The organism is Pseudomonas sp. SAR267, assembly GCF_052077595.1.
In the GTDB taxonomy this organism is placed as follows: Bacteria; Pseudomonadota; Gammaproteobacteria; order Pseudomonadales; family Pseudomonadaceae; genus Aquipseudomonas; species Aquipseudomonas vlassakiae.
The window spans coordinates 4,840,579-4,856,702 of record NZ_JBQIHU010000001.1 but is presented as its reverse complement, the minus strand read 5'-3'; the positions used below and the strand labels follow the sequence as shown (position 1 = coordinate 4,856,702).

Annotated in this window: 14 protein-coding genes and 1 pseudogene; 11 read left to right on the top strand and 4 right to left on the bottom strand. The window is 61.2% G+C overall.

Features of this window, described 5'->3' with window-relative positions; translation table 11 throughout:
- Nucleotides 1-11: 11 nt before the first annotated feature.
- Nucleotides 12-1,361: an NCS2 family permease gene (locus tag ACTORR_RS22785; RefSeq protein ID WP_054884129.1), complete on the top strand. Its 1,350-nt coding sequence runs from the start codon at nt 12-14 to the stop codon at nt 1,359-1,361.
- Nucleotides 1,362-1,534: 173 nt separating this feature from the next.
- Here the strand turns inward: ACTORR_RS22785 and uraH are convergent, their stop codons facing one another.
- Nucleotides 1,535-1,888, bottom strand: coding sequence for a hydroxyisourate hydrolase (gene uraH / locus ACTORR_RS22780; RefSeq protein WP_054884130.1), 354 nt, complete (start codon nt 1,886-1,888; stop codon nt 1,535-1,537).
- A 375-nt stretch (nt 1,889-2,263) separates the two neighbouring features.
- Here uraH and puuE point away from each other — a divergent pair, with 375 nt between their 5' ends.
- The 7 genes from puuE to ACTORR_RS22745 all read left to right on the top strand — a co-directional run bounded on the left by puuE (nt 2,264) and on the right by ACTORR_RS22745 (nt 9,247).
- Nucleotides 2,264-3,190, top strand: coding sequence for an allantoinase PuuE (puuE, locus tag ACTORR_RS22775; RefSeq protein ID WP_054884131.1), 927 nt, complete (start codon nt 2,264-2,266; stop codon nt 3,188-3,190).
- Nucleotides 3,190-3,705 carry a 2-oxo-4-hydroxy-4-carboxy-5-ureidoimidazoline decarboxylase gene (gene uraD / locus ACTORR_RS22770; RefSeq protein ID WP_313365385.1) on the top strand — a complete coding sequence of 172 codons (516 nt, stop codon included), beginning with the start codon at nt 3,190-3,192 and terminating at the stop codon, nt 3,703-3,705. Before puuE ends, uraD begins: the two co-directional genes overlap by 1 nt.
- A gap of 50 nt (nt 3,706-3,755) precedes the next feature.
- Nucleotides 3,756-4,259, top strand: a complete 504-nt coding sequence (locus tag ACTORR_RS22765; protein ID WP_054884133.1) for an ureidoglycolate lyase — start codon at nt 3,756-3,758, stop codon at nt 4,257-4,259.
- A 45-nt stretch (nt 4,260-4,304) separates the two neighbouring features.
- Nucleotides 4,305-5,633, top strand: coding sequence for a urate hydroxylase PuuD (locus tag ACTORR_RS22760; protein ID WP_054884134.1), 1,329 nt, complete (start codon nt 4,305-4,307; stop codon nt 5,631-5,633).
- Nucleotides 5,634-5,828: 195 nt separating this feature from the next.
- Nucleotides 5,829-7,184 carry a nucleobase:cation symporter-2 family protein gene (locus ACTORR_RS22755; RefSeq protein ID WP_054884135.1) on the top strand — a complete coding sequence of 452 codons (1,356 nt, stop codon included), beginning with the start codon at nt 5,829-5,831 and terminating at the stop codon, nt 7,182-7,184.
- Between the two features lie 144 nt (nt 7,185-7,328).
- Entirely contained in the window at nt 7,329-8,114 is a 786-nt protein-coding gene (locus tag ACTORR_RS22750) for an outer membrane protein OmpK (RefSeq protein WP_054884195.1), read from the top strand.
- Nucleotides 8,115-8,464: 350 nt separating this feature from the next.
- Entirely contained in the window at nt 8,465-9,247 is a 783-nt protein-coding gene (locus tag ACTORR_RS22745) for an outer membrane protein OmpK (protein ID WP_054884136.1), read from the top strand.
- A gap of 88 nt (nt 9,248-9,335) precedes the next feature.
- On the opposite strand, the gene ACTORR_RS22740 is transcribed toward ACTORR_RS22745, so the two are convergent.
- Nucleotides 9,336-9,626: a hypothetical protein gene (locus ACTORR_RS22740; protein WP_313365382.1), complete on the bottom strand. Its 291-nt coding sequence runs from the start codon at nt 9,624-9,626 to the stop codon at nt 9,336-9,338.
- A gap of 149 nt (nt 9,627-9,775) precedes the next feature.
- Between ACTORR_RS22740 and ACTORR_RS22735 the strand changes: the two genes are divergently transcribed.
- Complete coding sequence (locus tag ACTORR_RS22735; protein WP_313365381.1) at nt 9,776-11,719, top strand: LTA synthase family protein; 1,944 nt, start codon at nt 9,776-9,778, stop codon at nt 11,717-11,719.
- A 139-nt stretch (nt 11,720-11,858) separates the two neighbouring features.
- On the opposite strand, the gene ACTORR_RS22730 is transcribed toward ACTORR_RS22735, so the two are convergent.
- Nucleotides 11,859-12,773: a DUF808 domain-containing protein gene (locus ACTORR_RS22730; RefSeq protein ID WP_054884139.1), complete on the bottom strand. Its 915-nt coding sequence runs from the start codon at nt 12,771-12,773 to the stop codon at nt 11,859-11,861.
- Nucleotides 12,774-12,905: 132 nt separating this feature from the next.
- On the opposite strand from ACTORR_RS22730, the gene ACTORR_RS22725 reads away from it, so the two are divergent.
- Nucleotides 12,906-13,517 carry a TetR/AcrR family transcriptional regulator gene (locus tag ACTORR_RS22725; RefSeq protein WP_054884140.1) on the top strand — a complete coding sequence of 204 codons (612 nt, stop codon included), beginning with the start codon at nt 12,906-12,908 and terminating at the stop codon, nt 13,515-13,517.
- 103 nt (nt 13,518-13,620) lie between these two features.
- Here ACTORR_RS22725 and ACTORR_RS22720 read toward each other — a convergent pair whose 3' ends face one another.
- Nucleotides 13,621-14,061, bottom strand: a complete 441-nt coding sequence (locus ACTORR_RS22720) for a GlcG/HbpS family heme-binding protein (RefSeq protein WP_054884141.1) — start codon at nt 14,059-14,061, stop codon at nt 13,621-13,623.
- Nucleotides 14,062-14,318: 257 nt separating this feature from the next.
- On the opposite strand from ACTORR_RS22720, the pseudogene gcl reads away from it, so the two are divergent.
- Nucleotides 14,319-16,095: pseudogene (gcl, locus tag ACTORR_RS22715) on the top strand (glyoxylate carboligase).
- Nucleotides 16,096-16,124: the final 29 nt, after the last annotated feature.

Sequence of the window (16,124 nt, the reverse complement as noted above, 5' to 3'; positions counted from 1 at the left end):
GAGTACTCGCTGTGGAAAGCCGCAAATCCGAAGCCCCTACGCTGGATCTCGCGCCACCGCTCGAAACGAGTTGGCTGGAGCGGATTTTCAAACTCAAGCAACACGGCAGCACCGTCAAAACCGAACTGATCGCCGGGGTGACCACCTTCATCACCATGGCCTACATCATCTTCGTCAACCCCAACATCATGGCCGACGCCGGCATCGACCACGGTGCCGCCTTCGTCGCCACCTGCATCGCCGCCGCGCTGGGCTGCCTGCTGATGGGCCTGTACGCCAACTGGCCGGTGGGCCTGGCACCAGGCATGGGGCTCAACGCCTTCTTTACCTACACCGTGGTCGGCACCATGGGCTACAACTGGGAAACCGCGCTGGGGGCCGTGTTCGTCTCCGGTGTGCTGTTCATGTTCCTGACCTTGTCCCGCGTGCGCGAGTGGCTGCTCAACAGCATCCCGGTGAGCCTGCGCCATGCCATGGGGGCCGGCGTCGGGTTGTTTCTCGGGCTGATCGGCCTGAAGACGGCCGGCATCATCGTTGATAGCCCGGCCACCCTGATCAAGCTGGGCTCGCTGCATGAACCAGGGCCGCTGCTGGCCGCGCTGTGCTTCCTGCTGATTGCCATCCTCAGCTACAAGCGGGTATTCGGTGCGATCCTGATCAGCATCATCGGCGTCACCCTGGCGGGCTGGGGCCTGGGCCTGGTCAAGTTCGGCGGGGTGATGTCGATGCCGCCGAGCCTGGCACCGACCTGGATGGCCATGGACGTAGCCGGCGTGTTCAACGTCAGCATGATCAGCGTGGTGCTGGCTTTCCTGTTCGTGCACATGTTCGACACCGCCGGCACGTTGATGGGTGTGGCCCAGCGGGCCAACCTGGTGGCGCCGGACGGGCGCATCGAGAACCTGTCGCGGGCATTGAAGGCGGACAGTGCTTCGAGCGTGTTTGGCGCGGTGGTCGGCGTACCACCGGTAACGAGCTATGTAGAAAGCGCTGCTGGTGTGGCTGCGGGTGGCCGAACCGGCTTGACGGCTGTGGTGGTGGGCGTTCTGTTCGTGGCGGCGATGTTCTTCGCGCCACTGGCCGGCATGATCCCGGCTTACGCAACTGCCGGTGCGCTGATCTATGTGGCGATGCTGATGATGGGCAGCATGGCGCACATCCACTGGGACGAAGCCACCGACAGCATTCCGGCGATCGTCACGGTGATCATGATGCCGCTGACCTTCTCGGTCGCCGATGGTATTGCCCTGGGCTTCATCAGCTATGTGGCGTTGAAGGCAGGTACCGGCAAGTACAAGGAAATCTCCGCCAGCCTTTGGGTGCTGTGCGCGATCTTCATTGCCAAGTTCGTGTTCCTCTGACCGAGGGAGCCTGGCTTCAGATTTTCAGCAGTCCCGAGATCGAGCCCCGCCCGCGCGGCGCTCGATCTCATGAATACCGCAGAATCCGCGCCTGTCACCTTCCTGCAGACGAAAAAAAGCCCGCCAGTGTGAGAGCGGGCCAAAGGACCTACGAAGATTCTTCTAGCGACCAACTAGCTTCCGCGATAGGTCGAATAGCTGTACGGCGAGATCAGCAGCGGCACGTGGTAATGCTCCTGCTTTTCATCGATGCCGAAGCGCAGCACGACAACATCCAAAAACGCCGTATCCGGCAGCTGTACGCCGCGGGCACGGTAGTAGGCGCCAGCGCTGAACTGCAGCTGGTAGACGCCGGTACGGTAATCGTCCCCTTGCAGCAGCGGCGCGTCGACGCGGCCATCGCTGTTGGTCAAGGCAGTGTTCACCAGCTCCAGCTGCTGGCCTTCGACGCGGTACAGCTCGACCTTGATCGAGCTGCCTGGGCAGCCATGCGCGGCATCCAGTACGTGTGTGGTCAAACGTCCCATCTGCTTGTCGCCTCTTGTTCACTCTATGGGCAAAAAATACACAGCTGCCCCGGGATGGGGCCCGCACTGTGCGGGGAATGAAGGCCATTAAGACATTTCAGCGCCAGATTGTACACAATTTTTTGATCCATTCCGCCTCAGCCCCGGTAAACCGGCCATCAGTCGCAACTACAGGCACCGTGCAGAGCCCAACAGAATTAACTGACCAAACAGGCAGGTTTCTTGCAACGGATTCTCAAGCGACAAAAGGGAAGAAATGCGGAAAAACAGGCTTACAAAAGATTTCAGAAGTTGTATACAATCAGCCCATCCGGTGGTGCGACATCCCGACGCGGCCCGCCCACCCCGCACTAACACACAAGAAGGAAGACTGCAGTGAGCGCTGACTATCCTCGCGACCTGATCGGTTACGGCAACAACCCTCCTCACCCGCAATGGCCGGGCAACGCTCGCATCGCGCTGTCTTTCGTCCTCAACTACGAGGAAGGTGGCGAACGCAACATCCTGCACGGTGACAAAGAGTCCGAAGCCTTCCTCTCCGAGATGGTCGCTGCCCAGCCACTGCAGGGCCAGCGCAACATGAGCATGGAGTCGCTGTACGAGTATGGCAGCCGCGCCGGCGTCTGGCGCCTGCTCAAGCTGTTCAAGGACAGCGGTGTACCGCTGACCATCTTCGCCGTGGCCATGGCCGCCCAGCGCCATCCCGATGTGATCCGCGCCATGGCCGAAGCCGGCCACGAGATCTGCAGCCACGGCTACCGCTGGATCGACTACCAGAACATGGACGAGGCCCAGGAACGCGAGCATATGCTCGAAGCCATCCGCATCCTCACCGAAATCACCGGCGAGCGCCCTCTGGGCTGGTACACCGGGCGCACCGGCCCGAACACCCGCCGCCTGGTCATGGAGGAAGGTGGCTTCCTTTATGACAGCGACACCTATGACGACGACCTGCCGTACTGGGAGCCGAACAATCCGACCGGCAAGCCGCACCTGGTGATCCCGTACACCCTCGACACCAATGACATGCGCTTCACTCAGGTGCAGGGCTTCAACTGCGGCGAACAGTTCTTCCAGTACCTCAAAGACGCGTTCGACGTGCTGTACGCCGAAGGCGCCGAAGCGCCGAAGATGCTGTCCATCGGCCTGCACTGCCGGCTGGTCGGCCGCCCGGCGCGCCTGGCTGCACTCAAGCGCTTCGTCGACTACGCCAAGAGCCACGACCAGGTCTGGTTCGCCCGCCGCGTGGACATCGCCCGCCACTGGCACGCCACCCACCCGTACAAGAAAGAGAACGCCTGATGACCGCCTTCAAGACCCTCAAGCCATCCGCCCTGGACCGTGACGCCTTCGTCAAGGTGTTCGCCGACATCTACGAGTACTCGCCGTGGGTCGCCGAAAAAGCCTACGACCTGGGCCAGCTGGGCGAACTGGACGAGATCGAGGCGCTGCACCAGCGCATGAGCGACATCCTGCTCAGCGCCAACCATGCCGACCAGCTGGCGCTGATCAACGCTCACCCGGACCTGGCCGGCAAGGCCGCCATCCAGGGCGAGCTGACCGAATCGAGCACCAACGAGCAGGCCGGCGCCGGTATCCACCAGTGCACCGCCGAAGAGTTCGCCCGTTTCACCGAGCTGAATGACGCCTACAAAGCCAAGTTCCAGTTCCCGTTCATCATGGCGGTAAAAGGCAGCAACCGGCACCAGATCCTCGCCTCCTTCGAAAAACGCATCCATAACGATGCCGATGCCGAATTCAAGGAAGCCCTGGCGCAGATCAACCTGATCGCCCTGTTCCGCCTGTTGCAGCTGTAAGCAACAGCCGAACCTTATTCAGCACATCGAACAATAGAAGAGATATCCGCATGCGCACCCTGATGATCGAGCCCCTGACCAAAGAAGCCTTCGCCGAATTCGGAGACGTGATCGAAACCGATGGCAGCGATCACTTCATGATCAACAACGGCTCGACCATGCGCTTCCACAAGCTCGCCACGGTCGAGACCGCAGAGCCCGAAGACAAGGCGATCATCAGCATCTTCCGCGCCGACGCGCAGGACATGCCGCTGACCGTGCGCATGCTGGAACGCCATCCGCTGGGCAGCCAGGCTTTCATCCCGCTGCTCGGCAACCCCTTTCTGATCGTGGTCGCGCCCGTTGGCGATGCACCTGTATCAGGCTTGGTCCGTGCCTTCCGTAGTAACGGCAGGCAGGGCGTTAATTACCATCGCGGCGTCTGGCACCACCCGGTGCTGACGATCGAAAAGCGGGATGACTTCCTGGTGGTTGATCGCAGCGGTTCTGGCAATAACTGCGATGAGCATTACTTCACCGAGGAACAGATGCTGATCCTCAATCCCCACCAATAAGAAAAGGTCGGTCATCGTTCACGGTGATCGGCAGAGGTACATACTGTGGAAGCACACCTTCACGAATGGCTGAACCTGAGCATTCGCTGGGTTCACATGATCACCGGCGTGGCCTGGATCGGTGCATCGTTCTACTTCGTCTGGCTGGAGAACCACCTGAACCGAAGCAACCCGCGCGATGGGTTGTCGGGTGATCTCTGGGCGATTCACGGCGGTGGTATCTACCACCTGGAGAAATACAAGCTCGCCCCCCCGAAAATGCCCGAGAACCTGCACTGGTTCAAATGGGAAGCCTACTTCACCTGGATGTCCGGTATCGCCTTGCTGTGCGTGGTGTTCTACTGGAACCCGAGCCTGTACCTGCTGGCACCCGGCAGCACCCTGAGCGGTGCCGAAGGCGTGGCCATCGGTATCGGTTCGCTGGTCGCCGGCTGGTTCATCTACGACTTCCTGTGCGACTCGCCGCTGGGCAAGCACCCTGCCCTGCTCGGCGCCGTGCTGTTCGTCCTGATCATTGCTGCCTGCTTCGGCTTCAGCCTGGTGTTCAGCGGCCGTGGTGCGTACCTGCACACCGGCGCGATCATCGGCACCATCATGGTCGGCAACGTGTTCCGCATCATCATGCCGGCACAGCGCCAGCTGGTAGCGGCGATCGAGAACAACCAGACACCGGACCCGGTACTGCCGGCCAAGGGCCTGCTGCGCTCGCGTCACAACAACTACTTCACCCTGCCGGTGCTGTTCATCATGATCAGCAACCACTTCCCGAGCACCTACGGTAGCCAGTACAACTGGCTGATCCTGGCCGGTATCGCAGTAGCCGCGGTTCTGATCCGCCACTACTTCAACACCCGCCACGACAGCAACAAGTACGCCTGGACCCTGCCGGTCGGTGCCCTGGCGATGATCTGCCTGGCCTACGTCACCGGTCCCAAGCCGATGGCTGTCAGCCCTGAGCAGGCCGCAGCGAAGGTCGAGTACCAGCCACTGCCAGCCACCGCCGTCGGGGGCAAGACCGCAGCCGAACTGCGCGCTGAAGAAGCCGCCAAGGCCGCCGAAGCACCAGCCGCACCCGCCGAGGCCCCGGCCCAGGCAACGGCTCAAGCCGCCGGTGGCGACTTCGAGAAGATCCATAAAGTCATCCAGGAACGCTGCAGCGTGTGCCACTCGTCGAAACCGACCAGCCCACTGTTCAGCGCAGCACCGGCCGGCGTGATGTTCGACACCCCGCAGCAGATCCAGGCCCAGGCCGCGCGCATTCAGGCGCAAGCGGTCGCCAGCCAGATCATGCCGCTGGGCAACATCACCCAGATGACCGCCGAAGAGCGCAAGCTCGTCGGTGACTGGATCGCCAAAGGCGCCCAGGTCAACTGATCCATCGGGCACCCCGCTCTCGTTGTGGGAGTGGCTTGCCCGCGAAGAGGCCGGTAAATCCGGCCTCCGCTTCAAGACATACGCAACAAGCAAGCATCGAGCGTTCGACTGCTGGCGGGAAAACCGGGCTGCCTTGGCCCGCCGCTTGCGACCGGCGCTTGGATCCGAGAATAAAAACAAAACTCGAGGTGCTGCATGTCCGAGTCACGCAAGGCGTACATCCCAGTTGCGCCGCCGCGACAGCCTCTGCCCCTGTTCCAACTGATCCTGGTTGGCCTGCAACATGTGTTGCTGATGTACGGGGGGGCGATCGCCGTCCCTCTGATCATCGGCCAGGCCGCGGGTTTGTCCCGTGAAGAAGTCGCTTTCCTGATCAACGCCGACCTGTTGGTGGCCGGTGTCGCTACCATCATCCAGTCGTTCGGTATCGGCCCGGTCGGGATCCGCATGCCGGTGATGATGGGTGCCAGTTTTGCTGCCGTCGGCAGCATGGTGGCCATGGCCGGCATGCCGGGCGTAGGCCTGCAGGGGATCTTCGGCGCGACCATCGCTGCCGGGTTCTTCGGCATGCTGATCGCGCCGTTCATGTCCAAGGTCGTACGCTTCTTCCCGCCCCTGGTCACCGGTACGGTGATCACCTCGATTGGCCTGTCGCTGTTCCCCGTAGCGGTCAACTGGGCGGGTGGCGGCCAGGACGCCACCACCTTCGGTTCGCCGATCTACCTGCTGGTGGCTGGCCTGGTGCTGGCAGTCATCCTGTTGATCAACCGCTTCATGCGCGGCTTCTGGGTCAACGTGTCGGTGCTGGTGGGCATGGGCCTTGGCTACATCCTGGCCGGCTCCATCGGCATGGTCGACCTGTCGGGCCTGGGCGACACGCCGTGGCTGCAAGTGGTCACGCCACTGCACTTCGGCATGCCGACCTTCAGCCTGGCGCCGATCCTGTCGATGTGCCTGGTGGTGGTGATCATCTTCGTCGAGTCGACGGGCATGTTCCTCGCCCTGGGCAAGGTGACAGACCGCGAAGTGACACCAGGGATGTTGCGTCGCGGCCTGTTGTGCGATGCCGGTGCGTCGTTCGTCGCCGGCTTCTTCAACACCTTCACCCACTCATCGTTCGCCCAGAACATCGGCCTGGTGCAGATGACTGGCGTGCGTTGCCGTTACGTCACAGTAATGGCCGGTGCCCTGCTGATCATGCTCAGCCTGCTGCCCAAGGCGGCCTTCCTGATCGCCTCGATCCCGCCTGCGGTGCTGGGCGGCGCGTCCATCGCCATGTTCGGCATGGTCACCGCCACCGGGATCAAGATCCTCCAGGAAGCCGACATCGGCGACCGCCGCAACCAGTTGCTGGTGGCGGTGAGCGTCGGCTTTGGCCTGATCCCCGTGGTCAAGCCGGAGTTCTTCGCGCAAATGCCGCAGTGGATGGAACCCATCACCCACAGCGGGATCGCCATGGCCACGGTCAGTGCCCTGGTGCTCAACGTGCTGTTCAACATCCTGGGTGGTGCCGAGCGCGCCGTGCATAACGACGCCTGCCACCAGCATTGAGCCCTGAGCGGGGCGGCGCAGCGTGCCGCCCCTGCTCACATTCCGTAGTAACCGTTTCACCGTCGGCCCGCCGGAATGGGCCGCTCGGGGCGCCTGCGCGCCGAAAAAACCGCCAACAAAAACAATAAGTCCGGGAATCACAACATGAAGCGCATCGCATCAAGCCTGCTGCTGGGCAGCAGCCTGCTGGCCACCCTCCCCGCCCATGCAGGCGATTGGCTGCTGTGGCACGGCGAAAGCCTGACCTACCTGTATGGCAAGGATTTCAAGGTCAACCCGAGCATCCAGCAGACCGTCACCTTCGAGCATGCCAACAAATGGAAGTACGGCGACACGTTCATGTTCGTCGACAAGATCTTCTACAACGGCAAACCCGATCCCGGCAAAGGCGTGACCACCTACTACGGTGAGTTCAGCCCGCGCCTATCGTTCGGCAAGATCTTCGACCAGAAGCTCGCCTTTGGCCCGGTCAAGGACGTGCTGCTGGCCATGACCTACGAACGCGGCGAAGGCGACAACGAGGCCTACCTGATCGGCCCCGGCTTCGACCTGGACATTCCCGGCTTCAACTACTTCACCCTGAACTTCTATGTGCGCAACACCGAGGGCAGCCGCCCCGGTGACAACGTCTGGCAGATTACCCCCGGCTGGTCCTACACCATCCCTGTGGGCAAATCCGACATTCTGATCGACGGTTACATGGACTGGGTCACCGACAACGACCAGAACAAACGTGGCACCTACCATGCCAACCTGCACTTCAACCCGCAGGTCAAGTATGACCTGGGCAAGGCCCTGAATATCGGTGCCAAACAGCTCTACGTCGGCTTCGAATACAGCTACTGGAAAGACAAGTACGGCATCGACAGCCGCGGCAATCTGGACAGTAATCAAAGTGTCGCCAGCGCGCTGATCAAAGTACACTTCTGAAAATCTGACCAAACGCCCAAGTTTGAATCACCGTGCTCCAGGACGGAGCACTTGAGGCGCGGCGCGCAAGCCAGTAATCTGCGCGCCCCCTCGATCACGGCACAATGGATTCTGCCGGCGTTTACTGACCGCTCAGTCAATGAATTCGGGCGGTTGGCCGACGTGTTGCCAGCCTGAAATACCCATTTTCATCCGTTCAGAACGAGTCGAGCAGGAAGGTAGCAGCTAACCCCGAAAAGTTGGCGCAGCTCTTGCCAAACAGTTGTGGCCAATCGAAAAAAGCTGACTCAAAAGACAAAAAAGCGCCAACGAGCGCTGACAACAGATCAATCAAGGGAGCGACACTCGCAATGCGTACCATCAACAGCCTGATTCTCGCGGGCGGCCTGCTGGCCTGCGGCACCACCTTCGCCGGCGACCTGCTGCAGTGGCAGAACAACAGCCTGACCTACCTGTGGGGCAAGAACTTCAAGGTCAACCCAGAGATCCAGCAAACCTTCACCTTCGAACATGCCGATGGCTGGAAGTACGGCGACAATTTCTTCTTCGTCGACAAGATTTTCTACCAGGGCAAGAAGGACGCCAACAACGGCCCCAACAGCTACTACGGCGAATTCAGCCCGCGCCTGTCGTTTGGCAAGATTTTCGACCAGAAGCTTGAGTTTGGCCCGGTCAAGGACGTGCTGCTGGCCGCGACCTACGAGTTTGGCGAGGGTGACGTCGAGTCGTACCTGATCGGCCCGGGCTTCGACCTGAACATTCCTGGCTTCGACTACTTCCAGCTCAACTTCTACAACCGCATGCCTGAAGGCAGCCGCGCGGGTAACAATGTCTGGCAGATCACTCCGGTCTGGTCCTACACCATTCCGGTCGGTGACTCCGATGTGCTGATCGACGGCTTCATGGACTGGGTCGTTGACAACGACGAGAACCGTCACGGTACTTACCACGCCAACCTGCACTTCAACCCGCAAATCAAGTACGACCTGGGCAAGGCCCTGCACCTGGGCGAGAAGCAGCTGTATGTCGGTGTCGAGTACGATTACTGGAAAGACAAGTACGGCATCAAGGACAGTGATGGTTTCACCACCGACCAGAACACCATGAGTTTCCTGGTGAAAGTGCACTTCTGATCGGCTGAAACGTGACAGCGCCGTTACCTGGCGGCGCCGTCATAGTTCTCACTTGTAAGCTTTAACTTACAACATTTTCAGCGCTGTCTTACTTATAAATAGAAGTTGCCTTACAGGTCAGAAAAATGCTCGCCGGCAGCACGATTCCAAATACCAGCAATACCCACTCCACTTGGTGGTGCGGTATGACCCTTAAGATATCCAGCTCCAGCACTACCGACTTGATCGCCAAGACCAAGCCGAGCATCGCGCAACACTTCCAAAGCGCCTGAAAGTGCGCACCGCGCAGCACGAGGCCAAGCCCCAGAGCCCACCAGGCAAGCGCCGTGAGCAGGTACAGGGCCAAGTGACAGGCGTCGTGAGTCAGCACACCAAACATGTGTTTTCCTTCCGATCAAATCTGAAATCGCAAGTTAGGACTATAAAGCCATCGCCTTCGCACGAACGGCGAATTTTTGACAATATTTTTGCAACTTTTCTACTAGACTGTCGGCCTCGCACACCCAAGAAAGAAAACAGGCCAACTAGATGCGTACTCCCCTACCTGCGCCCTGGCGCTATCTGCTGTTGCTTTGCTCAACCTGGTTCGGCATCTTCCTGCTGACACGATTGTTATTGCTGTTCACTCATATGAATGAGTTCAGCGGCAACTATTTTTCGATCTTCTTTGACGGGGCGATCTACGACCTGAGCTTCCTCATCTACACGGCCTTGCCGCTGGGCCTGTACCTGGCGCTGTGCCCAAACAGATTGTGGCGCTCGCGTGCCCACCATTGGCTGCTTGGCGGCTTGCTGGTGGTCAGCCTGTTCGTGATGCTGTTCGTTGCCGTGGCCGAGTGGCTGTTCTGGGACGAATTCGGCGTACGCTTCAACTTCATCGCCGTCGACTACCTGGTCTATTCCAAGGAAGTGCTGGACAACATCCGCGAATCCTACCCACTGCCCGCATTGCTCAGCGGCATCGCGGTGGCTGCGGTCCTGCTTGCCCTGGTGTTGCGCAAGCCATTGGTCCAGGCCCTCGCCGGCCCTGCCGCCACCTCGCGTCAGCGCGTGTCCGGGCTGGCTGTGCTGGCCGTACTGGTCGGCCTGAACAGCGTAGTGATCGACCAGCAGTTCCCACGCGGCCAGGGCGGCAATGCCTATCAGCGCGAGCTGGCCAGCAACGGCCCGTACCAGTTCTTCGCCGCCTTCCGTAACAACGAACTGGACTACACCCAGTTCTACGCCAGCCTCGGCGCCGGCGAAGTCGGCGCGCAGATGCATCAGGAGCTGGCCGAACCCAATGCACAGTTCCAGGGCCAGGAACCCCAGGACATCCGCCGCCACATCAGTGCAAACGGTGAGCAGCGCACGCCCAACATCATCCTGGTGACCATCGAAAGCTTCAGCGCCAAGTACATGGGCAGTAACGGCGATGCGCGCAACCTCACGCCGAACCTCGATGCCCTGCGCCGCGAGAGCCTGTACTTCAACAATTTCTATGCCACCGGCACCCGTACCGACCGCGGCCTGGAAGCCATCACCCTGTCGATCCCGCCTACCCCGGGCCGCTCGATCGTCAAGCGCATCGGCCGCGAAAGCGGCTACGCCAGTCTCGGCCAGCAACTGACCGCCAAAGGCTATGACGCGGTATTCGTCTACGGCGGGCGCGGCTACTTCGACAACATGAATGCGTTTTTCAGCGGCAACGGCTACCGCATCGTCGACCAGAGCAGCGTCGATGAAAGCGAAATCAGTTTCAAGAATGCCTGGGGCATGGCCGACGAGGACCTGTACCGGCAGACCCTCAAGCTGGCCGATGCCGATTACGCCCGGCAGAAGCCGTTCTTCCTGCAGCTGATGACCACTTCGAACCACCGCCCCTACACCTACCCGGACGGCCGCATCGACATTCCGTCAGGCGACGGCCGCGAAGGCGCGGTGAAGTACACCGACCATGCCATCGCTCAGTTCCTCAAGGAAGCCAAGGGCAAGCCATGGTTCGACAACACCTTGTTCGTGTTTGTCGCCGACCACACGGCCGGCAGTGCCGGGGTCGAGGACCTGCCGGTTAACAACTACCAGATTCCGCTGTGGATCTACGCGCCAAAAATGATCGAGCCCCGCGAAGACAGCAAGCTGGCCAGCCAGATCGACCTGGCACCGACCCTGCTGGGCCTGCTCAACTTCGACTACACCTCGACCTTCTTCGGCCGCGACCTGCTCAAGAAAGACGACCTGCCGCCACGCGTGCTGATCGGCAACTACCAGCACCTGGGGCTGTTCGACGGCAACGACCTGGCCATTCTCAGCCCACGTGGCGGCATGCGTGTGCATGAGGATGCCCTGGGCAAGAGCCACGAAACCACGGTCGCCAGCGACAACCCGCTGATCCGCCGGGCGATCGCCTACTACCAGAGCGCGGCCTACGGCTTCAGCCAGGGCCTGCTGGCCTGGAAGCCCGAGCTGCAGGGCGCCACGACCGAAAACTGATCGCGATGCATGGCACCGGCTCCGCCGGTGTTCGCGGGCTTGCCCGCTCCCACAGGTTGAGCGCCAGCTTCAGGGCATGCGCGATTCCTGTGGGAGCGGGCGAGCCCGCGAACCGGGGCGAAGCCCCGGCCATACAGCCTTAGCGGACCGGGCGAACCATCCGCCACAGTTTCCCCGCAACCGCCACCACTGCCAGTACCACGGCCCCGGCCAGCACACCGGCCACGCCATTGAGCAGGCCGTTGGTCAGCGCCCCTCCGCGCCCTTCGCTGAACGCCTCTATTGCGTGATGCAGCGGCGCCACCCCATGTACCAGAATCCCGCCACCGACCAGGAACATCGCCGCGGTGCCGATCACCGACAGGCTTTTCATCATGTAGGGCGCGGCCCGCAGGATGCCGTTGCCGATCGAACGGGCCAGCGCTGAAGACTTCTGGGTCATCCACAGCCCCAGGTCGTCAAGCTTGACGATCCCCCCCACCAGGCCATACACACCGATGGTCATGACCACCGCGATGCCCGAGAGCACGATGATTTGCTGTGTCAGCGGCGTGTCGGCGACGATGCCCAGGGTAATGGCGATGATTTCGGCGGAGAGGATGAAGTCGGTACGCACCGCGCCCTTGACCTTGGCTTTCTCGAACGCTACGAGGTCGACAGCGGCATCGGCCACAGCCTCCTTGCGTGCCTCGTGATGCAGCTCGTCCTCTTCCTTGCTGTGCAGAAACTTGTGCGCCAGCTTCTCGAAGCCTTCGAAGCACAGGTAGGCGCCGCCAAGCATCAGCAGCGGCGTCACCGCCCAAGGGATGAACGCGCTGATCAACAGCGCCGCCGGCACCAGAATCGCCTTGTTCACCAACGAGCCCTTGGCCACCGCCCAAACCACCGGAAGCTCGCGATCGGCGCGCACACCGGTAACCTGCTGGGCATTGAGCGCCAGGTCGTCGCCCAGCACACCTGCGGTCTTTTTCGCCGCAACCTTGGTCATCACCGACACATCGTCGAGCACCGTGGCGATATCGTCGATCAGTACCAGTAAACTGCTTCCTGCCATGTCTGTTTGCATCCGAATGAGTCGATTTGCCGGATTCTAGCCCAAAGCCCCTGCCTTGAGCGCCCGTCGGGCGCGGTGCTACCATGCCCGATCCCTCTTAGAGGTGGCCAGACACGAGGAAGATCCCTGACCATGAGCACCATTCGCGAGCGCAACAAGGAGCTGATCCTGCGCGCAGCCAGTGAAGAATTCGCCGACAAGGGCTTCGCCGCCACCAAGACCAGTGACATCGCCGCCAAGGCCGGCCTGCCCAAGCCGAACGTGTATTACTACTTCAAATCCAAGGACAACCTCTACCGCGAGGTCCTGGAGAGCATCATCGCGCCGATCATGCAGGCATCGACGCCGTTCAATGCCGACGGTGATCCGAAAGAAGTATTGAGTGCTTACATCCGCTCGAAGATCCGCATTTCGCGTGACCTGCCCCATGCCTCGAAGGTGTTCGCCAGCGAAATCATGCATGGCGCACCGCACCTCTCGCCAAGCCAGGTGGAACAGCTGAACGAGCAAGCCCGGCACAACATCGAGTGCATCCAGCGCTGGATCGACCGCGGGCAGATCGCCCATGTCGATGCCCACCACCTGATGTTCAGCATCTGGGCGGCGACCCAGACCTATGCCGATTTCGATTGGCAGATTTCGGCGGTGACCGGCAAGGCCAGGCTGGCCGACAGCGATTACGATGCTGCGGCCGACACCATCATTCGCATGGTGCTCAAGGGCTGTGAGCCCGAGGCGGCCTGAGCCACCTATAAGCCATTCGCGGGCACGCCCGCTCCCACAGGGATAGCGCTGTACCTGTGGGAGCGGGCGTGCCCGCGAATAGGCCAGAACAGGCAGTAGAGAATTAAGCCGCTACACCCGCATCAGCCTTCAACCCCACCTCTTCGATCGCACTGATCGCACATTGCTCGTCGATATCCGACGTATCGCCGCTGATCCCCACAGCGCCCAACACCTTGCCATCCTGATCACGAATCAGCACGCCACCCGGCGCTGGCACCACCGGCCGCTCGCCCAGGCCGTTCAACGCCGCGAAAAACGCCGGCCGTTGCTGCGCATCCAGCGCCAGCAGGCGCGAGCCCTTGCCCAGGGCAATCGCACCCCAGGCCTTGCCGGTGGCCACTTCCGGGCGAATCAAGCTGGCGCCGTCCTCGCGCTGCAAGGCCAGCAAGTGCCCGCCGGCATCCAGCACGGCCACGGTCAGGGGTGCGGCATTGATCGCGCGGCCCGCCGCCAACGCGGCGTTCACCAGGCTGACAGCGACTTTCAGGTTCAAAGCGTTCATGGAAAGGTCCTCTTCTTGTTGTGAGAAGCCCTGAGGGCAGGTGAAAAATCGATGAACCAATAGAACACAACTGAATTAATTTTTGTATACAATAAATTGAAACGATCGTATGCGATACCGCAAACCACCGTTTTCACGGGCGCTCGAACGAAAGGGATCGTGTCCGACGAAAACCCGTTGACCTGAGCGGCCAGCCATGAATACACTCTGGCACAAAGCAAGTTGTATACAATTACAAAATCAATGAGGCACAAACCATGAGCAAAATGAGAGCAATCGATGCAGCCGTTCTGGTCATGCGCCGTGAAGGTGTAGATACCGCGTTCGGCATCCCGGGGGCTGCCATCAACCCGCTGTATTCGGCCCTGAAGAAAGTCGGTGGCATCGATCACGTCCTCGCTCGTCACGTCGAAGGCGCCTCGCACATGGCCGAGGGCTACACCCGGGCCAACCCAGGCAACATCGGCGTGTGCATCGGTACCTCCGGCCCAGCCGGCACCGACATGGTCACCGGCCTGTACAGCGCCTCGGCCGACTCCATCCCGATCCTTTGCATCACTGGCCAGGCACCCCGTGCCCGCCTGCACAAGGAAGACTTCCAGGCTGTCGATATCACCAATATCGTCAAGCCAGTCACCAAATGGGCCACCACCGTTCTGGAGCCGGGCCAAGTGCCCTACGCCTTCCCAGAAGGCCTTCTATGAAATGCGCACCGGCCGCCCAGGCCCGGTGCTGATCGACCTGCCGTTCGACGTGCAGATGGCCGAAATCGAATTCGACATCGACGCCTACGAGCCACTGGCAATCAACAAGCCGTCCGCCACCCGCGTACAGGCCGAAAAAGCCCTGGCCCTGCTCAATGACGCCGAGCGCCCGCTGCTGGTAGCCGGTGGCGGCATCATCAACGCCGACGCCAGCGACAAGCTGGTCGAGTTCGCCGAACTGACCGGCGTACCGGTAATCCCGACCCTGATGGGCTGGGGCACCATCCCGGACGACCACGCACAGATGGTCGGCATGGTCGGCCTGCAGACCTCGCACCGCTACGGCAACGCCACCCTGCTGAAATCCGACCTGGTGTTCGGTATCGGTAACCGCTGGGCCAACCGCCACACCGGTTCCGTCGACGTCTACACCGAAGGCCGCAAGTTCGTGCACGTGGACATCGAACCGACCCAGATCGGCCGCGTATTCACCCCGGACCTGGGTATCGTTTCCGACGCTGGCAAGGCGCTGGACGTGTTCCTCGAAGTGGCCCGCGAGTGGAAAGCCGCAGGCAAGCTGAAGTGCCGCAAGGCCTGGCTGGAAGATTGCCAGCAGCGCAAGGCGAGCCTGCAGCGCAAGACTCACTTCGACAACGTGCCGGTCAAGCCGCAGCGCGTGTACGAAGAGATGAACCAGGTGTTCGGCAAGGACACCTGCTATGTCAGCACCATCGGCCTGTCGCAGATCGCCGGTGCGCAGTTCCTGCACGTGTACAAGCCACGCCACTGGATCAACTGCGGCCAGGCCGGCCCGCTGGGCTGGACCATCCCAGCCGCGCTGGGTGTTGTCAAAGCCGATCCGAAGCGCAAGGTCGTCGCGCTGTCGGGTGACTACGACTTCCAGTTCATGATCGAAGAACTGGCCGTCGGTGCGCAGTTCAACCTGCCGTACGTCCACGTGCTGGTGAACAACGCCTACCTGGGCCTGATCCGTCAGGCACAGCGTGGCTTCGACATGGATTACTGTGTACAACTGGCGTTCGAGAACATCAACTCGACCGACGCTGCCACCTACGGTGTCGACCACGTTGCTGTGGTCGAAGGCCTGGGCTGCAAGGCCATCCGCGTGTTCGAGCCGGCCGAGATCGCCCCTGCCCTGCTCAAGGCACAGAAGATGGCAGAAGAGTTCCGCGTACCGGTCGTGGTCGAAGTGATCCTCGAACGTGTGACCAACATTTCCATGGGCACCGAGATCAACGCGGTCAACGAGTTCGAAGACCTGGCCCTGGTCGGTAACGACGCGCCAACCGCCATCTCGCTGCTGGACTGATCGCCTGACGCCCCCAGGCTTGCCCTGGG

Bases quoted from the DNA above. Each gene is read 5' to 3' on its own strand.
- uraH (WP_054884130.1), bottom strand. From the start codon at position 1,888: ATGGGACGTTTGACCACACACGTACTGGATGCCGCGCATGGCTGCCCA.
- uraD (WP_313365385.1), top strand. From the start codon at position 3,190: ATGACCGCCTTCAAGACCCTCAAGCCATCCGCCCTGGACCGTGACGCC.
- ACTORR_RS22765 (WP_054884133.1), top strand. From the start codon at position 3,756: ATGCGCACCCTGATGATCGAGCCCCTGACCAAAGAAGCCTTCGCCGAA.
- ACTORR_RS22755 (WP_054884135.1), top strand. From the start codon at position 5,829: ATGTCCGAGTCACGCAAGGCGTACATCCCAGTTGCGCCGCCGCGACAG.
- ACTORR_RS22750 (WP_054884195.1), top strand. From the start codon at position 7,329: ATGAAGCGCATCGCATCAAGCCTGCTGCTGGGCAGCAGCCTGCTGGCC.
- ACTORR_RS22745 (WP_054884136.1), top strand. From the start codon at position 8,465: ATGCGTACCATCAACAGCCTGATTCTCGCGGGCGGCCTGCTGGCCTGC.
- ACTORR_RS22740 (WP_313365382.1), bottom strand. From the start codon at position 9,626: ATGTTTGGTGTGCTGACTCACGACGCCTGTCACTTGGCCCTGTACCTG.
- ACTORR_RS22735 (WP_313365381.1), top strand. From the start codon at position 9,776: ATGCGTACTCCCCTACCTGCGCCCTGGCGCTATCTGCTGTTGCTTTGC.
- ACTORR_RS22730 (WP_054884139.1), bottom strand. From the start codon at position 12,773: ATGGCAGGAAGCAGTTTACTGGTACTGATCGACGATATCGCCACGGTG.
- ACTORR_RS22725 (WP_054884140.1), top strand. From the start codon at position 12,906: ATGAGCACCATTCGCGAGCGCAACAAGGAGCTGATCCTGCGCGCAGCC.
- ACTORR_RS22720 (WP_054884141.1), bottom strand. From the start codon at position 14,061: ATGAACGCTTTGAACCTGAAAGTCGCTGTCAGCCTGGTGAACGCCGCG.